The following is a 13582-nucleotide window of genomic DNA, read 5'->3' as shown; positions in this document are numbered from 1 at the left end:
CTAACCCCTGTCAACGCGAGGGGCTTTCGGCCGCCTTCGACGGAGCGCCCCCTTGACCCCATTCCGGCGATCTTCACGCATTCTTACGGCGGCCTTGCTGACGGCGGCGCTTTCGACCGCCGCCTGTTCGCGCGGCGGCGACAACCGGCCGCCGGAACAGGGGGACCAGGCCGTGGCCACGGTCCAGGACGAGACCATCTGGGCCTCGGACGTGAAGCGCGAGGCGGTGGCCCAAGGTTTGATCGGCGAGGACGAGGCGCTGGATACGACGTCGGATCTCTTCCGCCGGGTGCTCGACGAGGTGATCGACCAAAAGCTGCTGGCCGGAGAGGCGCAGCGGCGGCGGCTGGACTCCTCACCCTTGGCGCAGCGGCGTCTGGAAGCGACGCGCGAGCGCATCCTGGGCGACATGCTGGTCGAGAGCGTGGTCAACAAGGCCGTCTCGGACCAGGCGGTGCAGACCCTGTATAATGAGCAGCTGCGGCTGGCGAAGACCTCGGAAGAGATCCGCGTGCGGTTGATCCTGTCGCGCACCAAGCCTGAGGCGGACGCGGTGATCGGCATTCTGGGCCAGGGCGCCGGCTTTGAAGCGGTCGCGGCGGAACGGTCGATCGACGAGGCGACGCGGTTCTCCGGCGGGGATCTGGGCTATTCGACTCTGGACGTGATGCCCCAAGCCTATGCCGACGCCCTGCGCGACAAGCCGGCCGGTTCGACCGTCGGGCCCTTCCAGACCGAGGGCGGCTGGGCCGTTCTGAGGGTCGAGGACCGGCGCAAGGAAAACCCGCCGACGCTGGAACAGGCCCGACCGCAGATCGTGCGCTATCTGACCTATGAGGGCGTGCGACAGTTGCTGGAACAACTGCGCGGCAAGGCCAAGGTCGATGTCCGCCTGCCCGCACAGACGCCGCCCGCGTCGCCTGCTCCTTCCGCCCCTTCCGCCCCTTCCGCTCCTCCGGGCGCCTGACATGACCAAGCCTCCCTCCACGACCGGCCAAAAGATCGAGCATGCGTTCGAAAAGGCGCTGGACCCGTTCGCTACGGCGCTGAAGCGCGCCACCCGCACGCCGGGATCGGATGCCGCCCCGGCCGCCGCGCCTGCGCCGGCCGCCGCCGGCAAGCCGGGTCTGGCCATCTCGCCCCTGGCCGTGCCGTTCCCGACCATTCCGCCGATCGGCGGGGTCGAGATCGCGACCGCGCGCGCCGGCTTCTACAAGCATGAACGTGACGATCTGGTAGTGTTCCGGTTCGCGCGCGGGACCAGCTGCGCCGGGGTCTTCACCCGCCACAAGATCGGCTCGGCGCCCGTGGACTGGTGCAAGAAGCATCTGGCCGGGGCCGAGGGCGGCAAGGATGTGCGCGCCCTAGTGATCAACGCCGGATGCGCCAACGCCTTCACCGGCAAGGCCGGCGCGGACGCGGCGCGGCGCACGGCCTCGGAGGTCGCCAAACGGTTCGGCTGTCGCCAGCGCGACGTCATGCTGGCCTCGACCGGCGTGATCGGGGTGGTGCTGGACGACAAGAAGATCGTCGCCAAACTGCCTGAAATCGAGAACGGGCTGGAGGCGGACGCCTGGGCCCGGGCCGGTCGCGGCATCATGACCACCGACACCTTCCCCAAGGGCTCTTACGCCGAGGCCGAGATCGAGGGCTACAAGGTCCGGATCGCCGGTATCGCCAAGGGATCGGGCATGATCGCGCCGGACATGGCGACCATGCTGGCCTTCATCGTCACCGATGCAGACATCCATCCGAACGTGCTGCAGGCGCTGCTGGGCCTGCACGTGCGCACCACCTTCAACAGCGTGACCGTGGATGGCGACACCTCGACCAACGACACGGCCCTGCTGTTCGCCACCGGAACCTCGGGCGCGCCGCGCATCGGGCGGGTCGGGGATCGCCGGCTGAAGAGCTTCTCGGCCGCCCTGGACAAGGTGATGCTGGACCTCGCGCACCAGCTGGTGCGCGACGGCGAGGGCGCGACCAAGTTCGTCAAGGTGACGGTGGACGGGGCCGCCAGCCCCGCCTCGGCCCGCAAGCTGGCCAAGTCCATCGCCGACAGCCCCCTGGTCAAGACGGCGATCGCCGGTCAGGACGCCAACTGGGGCCGGGTCGTCATGGCGGTGGGCAAGACGGAGGAGCCGGTCGACCGCGACCGCCTGGCCATCAAGTTCGGCCCGCACCAGGCCGCCATCGACGGCGCCCCGTCCCCGACCTACGACGAGGCCAAGATGACCGCCTATATGAAGAACCCCGAGATCGACATCACCGTCGATGTGGGTTCGGGCCGGGCATCGGCGACCGTGTGGACCTGCGATCTGACCAAGGGCTACATCGAGATCAACGGCGACTATCGCTCGTGACCGCTGCGCCCCTTCCGACCGTCCTGGTCGTCGCCGTCGCCCTGATTGACGTGGATGGGCGGGTGCTGATCGCCAAGCGTCCCGAGGGCAAGAAGCTGGCCGGTCTGTGGGAGTTTCCGGGCGGCAAGGTCGAGCCCGGAGAGCGGCCGGAACAGGCCCTGACCCGTGAGCTTAAGGAAGAGCTGGGCATCGACGTCAGCGAAAACTGTCTGTCGCCGTTCGTTTTCGCCAGTCACGCTTACGATTCGTTTCACCTGTTGATGCCATTGTATCTGTGCCGACGGTGGGACGGCGTGGTCACGGCGCGTGAACACGACGGCCTGGCCTGGGTGAAGCCGAGCAAGCTTTCGGACTATCCCATGCCGCCGGCGGACGAACCTCTGGTCGCCTGGTTGCGCGACCTGCTCTGACCACCGCCGACCAGGGAGGCCGGCCATGCGACGTCTTATCGACCGGTTCCTGCGCAATGAGAGCGGGGCCACGGCTATCGAATATGGTCTGCTCTGCGCCCTGATCTTCCTGGCGATCGTGACCTCGATCAGCGCCTTGGCGAACAGCCAGAACGGCGGCCTGGCCGCGACGGTGAACAAGCTGAGCGCCGCCATACAGGCCGCGATCAGCTAGTCCGGCTCTTCGCCCGTCATTTCCTTGACGCCCAGCGCATCGGCCAGCCGCGTCTTGGCCGAGCCGCGCGGCAGAGGCTTCTGCTGGCTGTCGTGAGGTTTCCAGCCGGCCAGATGGATGATCTCGAACGTCGCCGGGATGCGGCCGTCGTCGAGACCGTATCGCTCGGCATAGAGGGCGGCGGCGCGCGCCACGATGCGGCGGCTTAGCGGCCGAACGGGTCCGTGCAGCACGTTGGTCTCGCCCATGGCGCGCAGGTCGCGGATCAGGGCGAACAGGTCGGTGTAGCGGACGGTGAAGCGGTCCACGTCCGACACCGGCAGGGCGAACCCGGCGCGCTGCAACAGGGCCGCCCCGTCATAGCCGTCAGCGAAGGGCGAAACACGCGCCTGGGCGCCGCCGCGCTCCTCCAGTTCGACCTCGGTCAGGACGGCGCGTAGCTCTTTCAGGGTGCCCGCGCCGAACAGCGTGCCGATGAACAGGCCGTCCGGTTTCAACGCGCGCCGGATCTGGGCCAGGGCGCCCGGCAGATCATTGGCCCAGTGAAGGGTCAAAAGGGAGACGATCAGATCGGTCGAGGCGTCGGCCAGCGGCAGCGCGTCCGCACCCGGCGCTGCGCGCTGGGCCAGGGAGACGGGCGTCTGGATAGGACCGACGCGTCCGGCGGCGTCGCTGGAGCGAACCGCCACATCGAACACGCCTGAATGGGCGGACAGATCGACCGCAACGGGAAAATCGCGCAGTATGGCTTCCAGGCTCTCGGCGGCGTTGGCGGCGGCGCGGGCGTGCAGGAAGTCGGCTTGGGGGAACCGGGCGGCGGACCGCGCCAGCCGCGCCTGACGTCGAACGGCGTCGAAGATGCGCGGGGGGGCGTCGGAATGGGACTGGGGGGCGGTCATGGACGCACAGGATGGGGGCTGGCGGCGCGCCTGGGAAGGGGCGGGCCGTCACTTGCGCGGAGCGGGGCGGGGACTGGCCGACCTGATCCTGCCGCCGATGGCGCATGACAGCCGAGAGGCGACGGCTGCGGCCGGCCTGACGCCCGACGCCTGGAGCCGGATCAAATTTCTGGAAGCGCCGGTCTGCGACGGCTGCGGGGCGGCCTTCGACTTTGACGGCGGCGCCTTCGCCGAGGATCGCTGCGCCGCCTGTATCGCCAAGCCCTATGCGTTCGAGAGAGCGCGGGCGGCCTGCCTGTATGATGAGGCGTCGCGCAGTCTGATCCTGAGGTTCAAGCACGGGGACCAGCAACAGTTCGCGCCCCTGTTCGCGCGCTGGATCGAACGCGCCGCCGCCGATCTGGTCCAAGGCGCGGACGTGATCCTGCCCGTGCCGCTGCATCGGTTGCGCCTGTTGTCGCGACGGTTCAACCAAGCGGCCGAGATCGCCCGGCCGCTGGCCCGGCACGCCGGCCGCGACTATTTGCCCGACGGTCTGGTCCGCACGACCCACACGACCAGCCAGGGCGGCAAGAGCCAGCGCGGGCGGCGGCTGAACGTCAAGCAGGCCTTCGCCGTGACCGAGGCGGGCCGGCGTCGGATCCGGGGGCGACGCATCCTTCTGATCGACGATGTGTTGACCACGGGCGCGACCGGAGAGGCCTGCGCGCGCGCCCTGATCGACGCCGGTGCGCGCGCCGTGGATCTCGCCGTCATCGCGCGGGTGCGAAACGCCCGTGAACTGACTATGTGAAGAGCGCCCTATCGCTCGCCGCTCGGCGGCTCGCTGCTCGAGGGCGCTGGATTTTATTTGGAGATCTGAACTTGGCCGACGTCGTCATCTACACCAAGCCTGGCTGCCCCTACTGCTTCAGCGCCATGTCGCTTCTGAAGAAAAAAGGCGTGGACTATACGGAAATCGTCGCGTCCAACGATCCCGACAAGAAGGCCGAGATGATCGAGAAGTCAGGCGGCCGCATGACCTTCCCGCAGATCTTCATCGACGGCCAGCACGTCGGCGGTTCCGACGACATCCACGCGCTGGATCGCGACGGCAAGCTGGACGGACTTCTGGCCGCCTGATCCATGAGCAGCGGGCTCGACATCGTCCTGATCCAGACGCGCACGCCGGCGACGGCGCGAGAGGCGTTGGCCCATGTCGAGCCCCTGATCCGCGAGGCGGCGTCGGGCGGGGCGAAGTTCGTTTTGACCCCCGAGGGGACCAATGTCCTGGAGCAACGCCGAGACCGGCGCGATGCGGCGATCACGACCGAGGACGAGGACGTCGCCGTTCTGGGTCTGCGTCGTCTGGCGGCGGAACTGGGCGTCTGGCTGCTGACCGGTTCGGCCATAGTCCGGTCAGGCCGGGCGGGAGACGGACGCGCCGCCAATCGATCGCTGCTGATCGATGCGTCGGGCGGGATCGTGGCCCGATACGACAAGCTGCATGTCTTCGACGTGAACCTGCCCAATGGCGAAACCTATCGCGAAAGCGCGACGGTGCGGCCCGGCGATGGGGCGGCTGTGGCGTACACGCCCTGGGGTCGGCTGGGCCTGACCATCTGCTACGACATCCGCTTTCCCCACCTGCATCGCCAGCTGGCCAAGGCGGGGGCGTCGATGATCGCCGTCCCGGCCGCCTTCACTGCCCCGACAGGCGAGGCGCATTGGGAAACCCTGTTGCGCGCCCGCGCCATCGAGACGGGGGCGTTCGTTCTGGCGCCGGCGCAGGGCGGACTGCACGAGGACGGTCGCCGCACCTGGGGGCGATCGACCGTCGTCGGCCCTTGGGGCGAGATCATCGCCAAGGCGGATCACGACGAACCTTGCATCGTGCGTGCGAAACTGGACATGGAGGCCGTGGCCAGGGCGCGCGCCGCCGTGCCCAGCCTGACCCACGATCGCGATTTCCTGCCCGCTGTTTGACGCCCCATGATCCGCTACGCCCTGAAATGCGACCAGGCCCACGCCTTCGAAGCCTGGTTCGGCTCCTCGACTGACTATGACGATCAGGCGGCGCGGGGGCTGGTGGAATGCCCGTTCTGCGGTTCGCACGTGGTCGAAAAGGCGATCATGGCCCCGGCCGTGAGCGGTGCCCGCAAGGCCGATCCCGCCTCCGACGTCGCCGCCAAGATGCAGACGATGATGATGGCCGCCGCCCGCGAGGTCCGCGCCCATGTCGAGGCCAACTTCGATTACGTCGGCGACACCTTCGCCCGCGAGGCGCGCGACATCCACGAGGGCCGATCCGAGAAGCGCGAAATCTATGGCGAGGCCACGCCCGCCGAGGTGAAGAAGCTGAAGGACGACGGCGTTCCGGTATCCGCCCTGCCTGACGCGCCGCCAGACCCGTCCAAGGTGAACTGATGACCCTGCAATGGCGGCCCATGCGGCCGACGGACATCGATGCGGTGGTGGAGGTGGCGCGGCTGTCGTTTCCCGACCATTTCGAGGATCGCACCTGTTTCCAAAACCGGCTGGCGCTTTATCCGCGCGGCTGTTTCGTGCTCGCGGGAGGCGAGGGCGCCGCGCGGGGCTATCTGATCGCCTATCCGTGGAGGGCCGAGAGCGCGCCGCCGCTGAACACGGTGATCGAAGGCCTGCCGGCCGAGCCGGATTTGATCTATCTGCACGATCTGGCCCTGCACCCCGAGGCGCGGGGCGGGGGCGTGACCGGCGCCATCGTCGAGCGACTGGCCGAACAGGCGACGGAAGACGGCTGGCCCGCCATCGCCCTCGTCGCGGTCAACGACGCGGTCGGCTTCTGGTCACGACACGGCTTCGTCGAGCAGCCCGCCGAGGGCATGGCGGCCAAACTGGCCAGCTACGGCGCCGACGCCCGCTATATGCTGCGGCCGCTCTAGCGCCGATTGAGGGCGGTCTGGCCGCCCGCACGCACGAAATGCATGCGTTGAGGACGGGGCAGGGCGACATAGGCCCGGCGTCTCATTTCACGCTCGCAGACGCTGGCGTCGCCAAGGCTGTCGGGGGTCAGGACGGCGCGATGGACGGCGCACCAGTCACGGCTGGCGGCGCGGATGCGGCCGGCCAGGATCATCGCCTCGCCCGGTCAGGCCATGTTCAGCCCCTCGGCATCCACATGCATGTCCGGCGCCTCGCCCGCGGCCAGGGCGGCGGCAAGCGCGGCTGCAATCATCAAACCCATCGTCATCTCCCATCGGAATGGGCCTGTGTCAGGCCCGTCGTGGGAAGGAGGCGTCCGTCAGCAGCGTCGGATGCGGCGTCGGGGATGAAATATCGGTAAGGCGGCGATCAGCGCGGCGAACGCCCGCTCTGGCCTTTCTGTCCACATGCCTGTAAGAGGCGCGCGCCTCCCGCATGCCTTTTCATGACCAGCGGCCGCCCGTATGCCGGCCGCGCCTTTTCGCGATACTCAAATGAACCTGCGCAACGTCGCCATCATCGCCCACGTCGACCACGGCAAGACGACCCTGGTGGACCAACTGCTCGCCCAATCCGGCGTGTTCCGAGCCAACGAGGCGCAGACCGAGCGCGCGATGGACTCCAACGACCAGGAAAAAGAGCGCGGCATCACCATCCTGGCCAAGTGCACCTCGGTGCTCTGGAACGGCAAGGCGGGCGAAACCCGCATCAACATCATCGACACCCCCGGCCACGCCGACTTCGGCGGCGAGGTCGAGCGCATCCTGGGCATGGTGGACGGCTGCGTCATCCTGGTGGACGCCGAAGAGGGCGTCATGCCCCAGACCAAGTTCGTGCTGACCAAGGCGCTGAAGATGGGCCTGCGCCCGATCCTGTGCATCAACAAGGTCGACCGCGCCCACGCCGATCCGGACCGCGTCCACAACGAGACCTTCGACCTGTTCGCCGCCATAGGCGCGACGGACGAGCAGCTGGACTTCCCGCACATCTACGCCTCGGGCCGCAACGGCTGGGCGACGCTGGACCTGAACCAGCCCAACGACAATCTGGCCCCGCTGTTCGACCTGATCGTCGATCACGTCCCGCCGCCCGCCGTCCAGGCCAACCGCGACAAGCCCTTCCGCATGCTGGACGTGCTGATCGAAAGCGATCCGTTCCTGGGCCGTCTGCTGACCGGCCGCATCGAGAGCGGCAAGGCCGTTCCCGGCATGGCGATCCACGCCCTGGACCGCGAAGGCAAGGAAATCGAACGCGGCCGCATCACTAAGGTGCTGGCCTTCCGCGGCCTGAAGCGTCAGGCCCTGGACGAGGGTTCGGAAGCGGGCGACATCGTCGCCATCGCCGGCATGTCCAAGGCGACCGTGGCCGACACCCTGTGCGCCATGGAAGTCACCGAGCCTCTGCCCGCCCAGCCGATCGATCCGCCCACCATCTCCATGACCGTCTCGGTCAACGACAGCCCCCTGGCCGGTCGCGAAGGCGACAAGGTCCAGTCGCGCGTCATCCGTGATCGCCTTCTGAAGGAGGCCGAGGCCAACGTCGCCATCCGCGTGACCACGACCGAAGGCGGCGACGCCTATGAAGTCGCCGGCCGTGGCGAACTGCAGCTGGGCGTTCTGATCGAGAACATGCGCCGCGAAGGCTTCGAGGTTTCGATCTCGCGTCCGCGCGTGGTGTTCCAGACCGGCGAGAACGGCGAGAAGCTGGAGCCGATCGAAGACGTCATGATCGACGTCGACGACGAGTTCTCGGGCATCGTCATTGAGAAGCTGTCGGCCCGTAAGGCCGAAATGACCGACATGGGCCCGTCGGGCGCCGGCAAGACCCGCATCAGCCTCAAGGCGCCGTCGCGTTCGCTGATCGGCTATCAGGGCGAGTTCCTGACCGACACCCGCGGTTCGGGCGTGCTGAACCGCGTGTTCAGCCACTATGAGCCGCACAAGGGCGCGATCGCCGGTCGTCTGAAGGGCGTTCTGATCTCGAACTCTGACGGTGAAACCGCCGCCTTCGCACTGTGGAATCTGGAAGACCGTGGCATCATGTTCGTCGGCGCCGGCGAGAAGACCTATCAGGGCATGATCATCGGCGAGAACGCGCGCTGGGACGACCTGGACGTCAACCCGATCAAGGGCAAGCAGCTGACCAACGTCCGCGCCTCCGGCAAGGACGAGGCCGTGCGCCTGACCCCGCCGCGCCAGATGTCGCTGGAACAGGCCATCGCCTATATCGACGACGACGAGCTGGTCGAGGTGACGCCCAAGTCCATCCGCCTGCGCAAGCAGGTGCTGAACCCGTCGTTCCGCAAGAAGCGCGTTCGCCCGGAGTAGTCAGCAATCCCTGACTGACGTGCGGTGGGATGCGGCCTATAGACGGCTGACATGAACGCCTCGCCCAGTCTGGATGACCGCCTTGACGAGGCCGCCCGCGCGGAAGACCCGCGCGCGGCGGTCTCTGTCGTTTTGCGCGAGACCTATGACGCCGCCCGCGCCCGGGCGGAGCGCAAGCTGGATGGCGGAGTGAAGGGCCGCGATGTGGCGCGTCTGTACGCCGCCGCTGCCGACGAGATGCTGGCCGGCCTGTGGCGGGTGGCGACCCAGACGCTGTGGCCGACCTCGCCGGTCGAGGCCGAGCGGCTGGCCCTGGTCGCGGTCGGGGGCTACGGCCGGGGCGTGCTGGCGCCCCATTCCGATCTCGACCTGCTGTTCCTGAGATCGTCCAAAGCGACGCCGCGCGGCGAGCAGGTGATCCAGTTCGTCCTCTATGTGCTGTGGGACCTGGGGGCCAAGGTCGGGTCGGCGGTGCGCTCGGTCGAAGAGTGTCTGAGCCTGTCGCGCACCGACATGACGGTGCGGACGACCCTGCTGGAGGCGCGTCCGCTGGCGGGGGACGAGGCGCTGGCCCAGCTGATGATCGGCCGGTTTCGCGACATGGTGTCGAAATCCGATTCGCGCCCCTTCATCGCCGCCAAGCTGGAGGAGCGGGCCGCCCGGCACGAAAAGGCTGGCTCGACCCGCTACAAGGTCGAACCCAACGTCAAGGACGGTAAGGGGGGCTTGCGCGACCTGAACACCCTGTACTGGATCGCCCGGTCCCTGGCGCCCGAAAGCCGTCTCGGCGCGACGGTGATGGACGAGCTGTTCACCCCGCGCGAGCGACGGACGTCGGACGAGGCGTTCGACTTCCTGTGGCGGGTCCGCATCCATCTGCATCTGATCGCGGGCCGGGCCGAAGAGAAGCTGACCTTCGACATGCAGCCCGAGGTGGCCCGACGCATGGGCTGGCGCGGGCGCGGCGACGAGCCGGCGGTCGAGCGGTTCATGCGGCGATACTTTCTGGTGGCCCGCGACGTCGGCGCCCTGACGCGCGCCATGTCGGCCAAGCTGGAGGCGCGCCACCAGAAGACGGCGCACGGCCTGTCGCGTCTGATGGCGCCGTTCCGGCCCGCCCCCCGGCGCAAGCTGGAGGTCGAGGGGTTCTGGATCGATCAGGGGCGTCTGTCGGTCGAGGGGCCGGAGGTGTTCGCCGCCGATCCGGTCAAGCTGCTGACCCTGTTCGTCTGCGCCGACAAGCACGACCTGGACCTGCATCCGGACGCTTTTTCGGCGGTGACGCGGTCGCTGTCGCTGGTGACGCCCCGACTAAGGCGCGATCCGGCGGCGACGCGGGCGTTCCTGGACGTTCTGGCGCACGGGCAGAGGCCCTATCGCGTCCTGACTATCATGAACGAGACAGGCCTGCTTGGCCGGTTCCTGCCCGAATGGGGGCGGATCGTCGGCCAGACCCAGTTCAACATGTACCACGCCTATACGGTCGACGAGCACACGCTTCAGGCCATCGGCATCATCAACGACATCGCGCGCGGCAAGCTGAAGACCGACCACCCGATGGCCAGCGAGATCGTGCATCTGATCTCGGACATGGAAGCCCTGATGCTGGGCATGCTGTTGCACGACGTCGGCAAGGGCGGCGAGCGGGGGCAGCTGGAGGATGGCGCCATCGCCGCGCGTCGGGCGTGCGAGCGGCTGGGAGTCGATCCGCGCCGGATCGAACTGGTCGTCTGGCTTGTGCGCAGCCATCTGGCGCTGTCGGACTATGCCCAGAAGCGCGACCTGTCGGACCCCGCGACCATCCGCGCCTTCGCCGAACTGGTCGGCGACCCCGAGCGACTGCGGATGCTGCTGGTTCTGACCGTGGCCGATATTCGGGCCGTGGGGCCGGGCGTGTGGAACGGCTGGAAGGGTCAGCTGATGCGCACCCTCTACAACCAGGTCGCCGCCCTGTTCCGGGGCGAGGACGTGACGCGCGAGGATCCGCTGGCGGCGCATCCGGCCTTGGTCCAGCGGGCGCGAGAGACGGGCGCCGCCGCCGAGAGCGCCCCAACCGCGCCGGTGCAGGGGCTGACGGTGCAGACCACCGAAATCTCCATCGCAGCGGCCGACCGGCCGGGCCTGTTCGCCGATCTGGCCCAGACCATGGCCGCGCTTGGGGCCGACGTGACCGACGCCCGCGTGGCGACCGAGGACGGCGTCGTTCTGGACGTGTTTCGTGTTCAGGACGGAGCGGGCCTGCCTTATGGCCAGGCCGAGCCGCGTCGCCTGAAGGCTTTGGTCGAGGCGCTGGAAAAGGCCGCGCGGGGCGAGGGCCGTATCGGCCAGGCGCCCGATCCGACCGGCAATGCGCGCAAGGCGGCCTTCGAAGTCCGGCCCGTGGTTATGGTCGATCACCACGCCAGCGAGGCCGCCACCGTAGTCGAGGTGTCCTGCGCCGACCGGCCGGGCCTGCTGGCGGACCTGTCGCGCGTGTTCAACGACGAAGGCCTGAGCATCCGCTCCGCCCATGTCGCCAGCTATGGCGAGCGGGCGGTGGACAGTTTCTACGTCGTGGATCGCAGGGGGCGGAAGATCACCTCGGAACAGCGGATCGCCGAACTGCGCACCGCGCTTGAGGCCGTGCTGGACAGCCGCGCGCCCGCGCCCGCCGGACGCAAGGTCGCCTCGGCCCGCGCCAGCGCACGCGACGTCTCCGACCTGGGCCGCCGCAGCCCGCGCGCAAAGCCCGTATCGCCCGGCGAACAAGCGCGCTAAGCGACAACCTTCCTCCGCGCCCTGTCGAATGTCCGCATGAGCCTCGCCCGAAACACCCTGGTGCAGTCGACCCTGACGCTGGGCAGTCGAATTCTCGGCTTCGTGCGCGACATGGCGCTGGCGGCGCGCTTCGGCCAGGGGCCGATGATGGACGCCTTCACCACGGCGTTGATGCTGCCCAACATGTTCCGCCGCCTGTTCGCCGAGGGCGCCTTCGCCCAGGCCTTCGTGCCGGTCTATGGCGGGGTTCGGGCGCGCGAGGGCGAGGAAGCGGCCGCCGTCACGGCGTCCGAGGCGCTCAGCTTCATGCTGGCGGTCGTCGCCGGCTTCTGCATCCTGCTGCAGGTCGTGATGCCGTGGATCATGCCGTGGCTGCTGTCGGCGTATCAGGGTCAGCCCGAGGTGCTGCGCGCCGCCGTGATCGCAACCCAACTGGCCATGCCCTACCTGGCCTGTATGACCGTGGCCTCGCTGCTGTCGGGCGTGTTGAACACCGGCGGTCGGTTCGCCCTGTCGGCGGCCGTGCCGGTGTTCCTGAACCTGTGCACCCTGGCCGCCCTGATGCCGCCGCTGATCTTGCCGATCCCGCAAGAAACGGTGCTGCTGATGGTGACGGCGGCGGTGACGGTTTCGGGCCTGATCCAGGCCGGTCTCTTGTGGTGGGGCGTGCGGCGTCTGGGCGTTCGGCTGAAGATCGGCCTGCCGCGTATCACGCCGAATGTGCGTCACACCCTGGCGCTGGCCGTGCCCGGCGCCCTGGCGGGCGGGGCGCTTCAGATCAGCTCTCTAGTGTCGCAGTTCCTGACCGGCTCCGACGAGGGCGCGCGCTCGGTGCTGTATAACGCCGACCGGCTGTATCAACTGCCGCTGGGCCTGGTGGGGGTCGCCATCGGCCTGGCCTTGGTGCCGCGCCTGACCAAGGCCTTCGTCGACGGCGATCACGAGGGCGGGCAGAAGACGCTGGACGACGGCATCAACCTGGCCATGGCCTTCACCCTGCCGGCGGCGGTGGCCTTGTTCGTCATTCCCTTCTTCATCATCGACGCGACGGTGACGCGGGGCGCCTTCACCTCGGCCGACGCCGCCCGCACCGCCGACGTTTTGCGTCAGTTCGCCTGGGGCGTGCCGGCCTTCGTCCTGGCCAAGGTTCTGACCCCGCCCTTCTTCGCGCGCCAGGACACGCGCCGTCCGATGATCTTCGCCGTGGCCAGCGTGGTCATCACCGTCATCCTGGGCTCGGCCCTGTTCTTCTGGTTCCGCCGTCAGGGCTGGGACGGAGTGCTGGGCCTGGCCATCGCCACCAGCACCTCGGCCTGGGTCAATGTCGCCCTGTTGGGCGGGGTCCTGATCCGCGAGAACAGCTGGCGGCCGTCGCCGGCCTTTTTGTCGCGCATCGCCCGCGTGATCGCCGCCAGCGCCATGATGGCCGCCCTGCTGTTCGCCGCCGACGTCTTCTATCCGCAGCTTAGCCGCCTGTTCTTGGCCAAGGAGATCGCCGTCCTGGTGGTCTGCGGCGCCGGGGCCGGGCTTTACGGCTTCTGCCTGCTGGCGTTCCGGGCCGTCACCATCTCCGAACTGAAGGCCACGCTGAAGCGCGAGCCCGGCGGCGGCGCGGTCTCCGGTCTGGACTGACAGGCGGCGAACCGATAAGCGCGAGGCCATGACGACC

Annotated in this window: 14 protein-coding genes; 12 read left to right on the top strand and 2 right to left on the bottom strand. The window is 68.5% G+C overall.

Features of this window, described 5'->3' with window-relative positions; translation table 11 throughout:
• Positions 1-52: 52 nt before the first annotated feature.
• From E4341_RS01885 to E4341_RS01870, 4 genes are read left to right on the top strand one after another with little or no spacing between them, the layout of a single operon-like run.
• Positions 53-967, top strand: coding sequence for a peptidylprolyl isomerase (locus E4341_RS01885; protein ID WP_240893598.1), 915 nt, complete (start codon positions 53-55; stop codon positions 965-967).
• Position 968: 1 nt separating this feature from the next.
• Positions 969-2363: a bifunctional glutamate N-acetyltransferase/amino-acid acetyltransferase ArgJ gene (gene argJ / locus E4341_RS01880; protein WP_055809669.1), complete on the top strand. Its 1395-nt coding sequence runs from the start codon at positions 969-971 to the stop codon at positions 2361-2363.
• Entirely contained in the window at positions 2360-2773 is a 414-nt protein-coding gene (locus tag E4341_RS01875; RefSeq protein WP_165114744.1) for a (deoxy)nucleoside triphosphate pyrophosphohydrolase, read from the top strand. The genes argJ and E4341_RS01875 overlap by 4 nt, the downstream gene beginning before the upstream one ends.
• Positions 2774-2798: 25 nt before the next feature.
• Positions 2799-2987 carry a Flp family type IVb pilin gene (locus tag E4341_RS01870; protein ID WP_165114742.1) on the top strand — a complete coding sequence of 63 codons (189 nt, stop codon included), beginning with the start codon at positions 2799-2801 and terminating at the stop codon, positions 2985-2987.
• Here E4341_RS01870 and E4341_RS01865 read toward each other — a convergent pair.
• On the bottom strand, positions 2984-3886 hold the full coding sequence (locus tag E4341_RS01865; RefSeq protein WP_165114740.1) for a methyltransferase domain-containing protein: 903 nt from the start codon (positions 3884-3886) through the stop codon (positions 2984-2986). The two genes, E4341_RS01870 and E4341_RS01865, sit on opposite strands and share 4 nt — an antisense overlap.
• Between E4341_RS01865 and E4341_RS01860 the strand changes: the two genes are divergently transcribed.
• The 5 genes from E4341_RS01860 to E4341_RS01840 all read left to right on the top strand — a co-directional run bounded on the left by E4341_RS01860 (position 3885) and on the right by E4341_RS01840 (position 6789).
• Complete coding sequence (locus E4341_RS01860) at positions 3885-4679, top strand: ComF family protein (RefSeq protein WP_165114738.1); 795 nt, start codon at positions 3885-3887, stop codon at positions 4677-4679. The genes E4341_RS01865 and E4341_RS01860 overlap by 2 nt on opposite strands.
• A gap of 71 nt (positions 4680-4750) precedes the next feature.
• Positions 4751-5008: a glutaredoxin 3 gene (gene grxC, locus E4341_RS01855; protein ID WP_165114734.1), complete on the top strand. Its 258-nt coding sequence runs from the start codon at positions 4751-4753 to the stop codon at positions 5006-5008.
• 3 nt (positions 5009-5011) lie between these two features.
• A complete protein-coding gene (locus tag E4341_RS01850; RefSeq protein ID WP_165114732.1) occupies positions 5012-5851 on the top strand; it encodes a carbon-nitrogen hydrolase family protein in 840 nt (279 codons plus the stop codon).
• Positions 5852-5857: 6 nt separating this feature from the next.
• Positions 5858-6292 carry a DUF1178 family protein gene (locus tag E4341_RS01845; protein WP_165114730.1) on the top strand — a complete coding sequence of 145 codons (435 nt, stop codon included), beginning with the start codon at positions 5858-5860 and terminating at the stop codon, positions 6290-6292.
• Positions 6292-6789, top strand: a complete 498-nt coding sequence (locus tag E4341_RS01840; protein ID WP_165114728.1) for a GNAT family N-acetyltransferase — start codon at positions 6292-6294, stop codon at positions 6787-6789. The genes E4341_RS01845 and E4341_RS01840 overlap by 1 nt, the downstream gene beginning before the upstream one ends.
• Here E4341_RS01840 and E4341_RS01835 read toward each other — a convergent pair.
• A complete protein-coding gene (locus tag E4341_RS01835) occupies positions 6786-6983 on the bottom strand; it encodes a hypothetical protein (protein ID WP_165114726.1) in 198 nt (65 codons plus the stop codon). The two genes, E4341_RS01840 and E4341_RS01835, sit on opposite strands and share 4 nt — an antisense overlap.
• 340 nt (positions 6984-7323) lie before the next feature.
• Between E4341_RS01835 and typA the strand changes: the two genes are divergently transcribed.
• From typA to murJ, 3 genes are read left to right on the top strand one after another with little or no spacing between them, the layout of a single operon-like run.
• Positions 7324-9156, top strand: coding sequence for a translational GTPase TypA (gene typA, locus E4341_RS01830; protein WP_165114724.1), 1833 nt, complete (start codon positions 7324-7326; stop codon positions 9154-9156).
• Between the two features lie 51 nt (positions 9157-9207).
• Positions 9208-11913, top strand: a complete 2706-nt coding sequence (glnD, locus tag E4341_RS01825; protein ID WP_165114722.1) for a [protein-PII] uridylyltransferase — start codon at positions 9208-9210, stop codon at positions 11911-11913.
• 36 nt (positions 11914-11949) lie between these two features.
• Positions 11950-13545: a murein biosynthesis integral membrane protein MurJ gene (murJ, locus tag E4341_RS01820; protein WP_165114720.1), complete on the top strand. Its 1596-nt coding sequence runs from the start codon at positions 11950-11952 to the stop codon at positions 13543-13545.
• Positions 13546-13582: the final 37 nt, after the last annotated feature.

The sequence above is a fragment of the Brevundimonas sp. 'scallop' genome (assembly GCF_011045535.1).
Lineage (GTDB): Bacteria > Pseudomonadota > Alphaproteobacteria > Caulobacterales > Caulobacteraceae > Brevundimonas > Brevundimonas vesicularis.
The sequence above is the reverse complement of the archived record's forward strand: the minus strand, read 5'-3'. Positions and strand labels throughout refer to the sequence as shown.

Excerpts from the sequence above, each read along its gene's own strand:
- argJ (WP_055809669.1), top strand. The coding sequence starts at position 969 with ATGACCAAGCCTCCCTCCACGACCGGCCAAAAGATCGAGCATGCGTTC.
- E4341_RS01870 (WP_165114742.1), top strand. The coding sequence starts at position 2,799 with ATGCGACGTCTTATCGACCGGTTCCTGCGCAATGAGAGCGGGGCCACG.
- E4341_RS01860 (WP_165114738.1), top strand. The coding sequence starts at position 3,885 with ATGGACGCACAGGATGGGGGCTGGCGGCGCGCCTGGGAAGGGGCGGGC.
- E4341_RS01865 (WP_165114740.1), bottom strand. The coding sequence starts at position 3,886 with ATGACCGCCCCCCAGTCCCATTCCGACGCCCCCCCGCGCATCTTCGAC.
- E4341_RS01850 (WP_165114732.1), top strand. The coding sequence starts at position 5,012 with ATGAGCAGCGGGCTCGACATCGTCCTGATCCAGACGCGCACGCCGGCG.
- E4341_RS01845 (WP_165114730.1), top strand. The coding sequence starts at position 5,858 with ATGATCCGCTACGCCCTGAAATGCGACCAGGCCCACGCCTTCGAAGCC.
- E4341_RS01840 (WP_165114728.1), top strand. The coding sequence starts at position 6,292 with ATGACCCTGCAATGGCGGCCCATGCGGCCGACGGACATCGATGCGGTG.
- E4341_RS01835 (WP_165114726.1), bottom strand. The coding sequence starts at position 6,983 with ATGATCCTGGCCGGCCGCATCCGCGCCGCCAGCCGTGACTGGTGCGCC.
- typA (WP_165114724.1), top strand. The coding sequence starts at position 7,324 with ATGAACCTGCGCAACGTCGCCATCATCGCCCACGTCGACCACGGCAAG.
- glnD (WP_165114722.1), top strand. The coding sequence starts at position 9,208 with ATGAACGCCTCGCCCAGTCTGGATGACCGCCTTGACGAGGCCGCCCGC.
- murJ (WP_165114720.1), top strand. The coding sequence starts at position 11,950 with ATGAGCCTCGCCCGAAACACCCTGGTGCAGTCGACCCTGACGCTGGGC.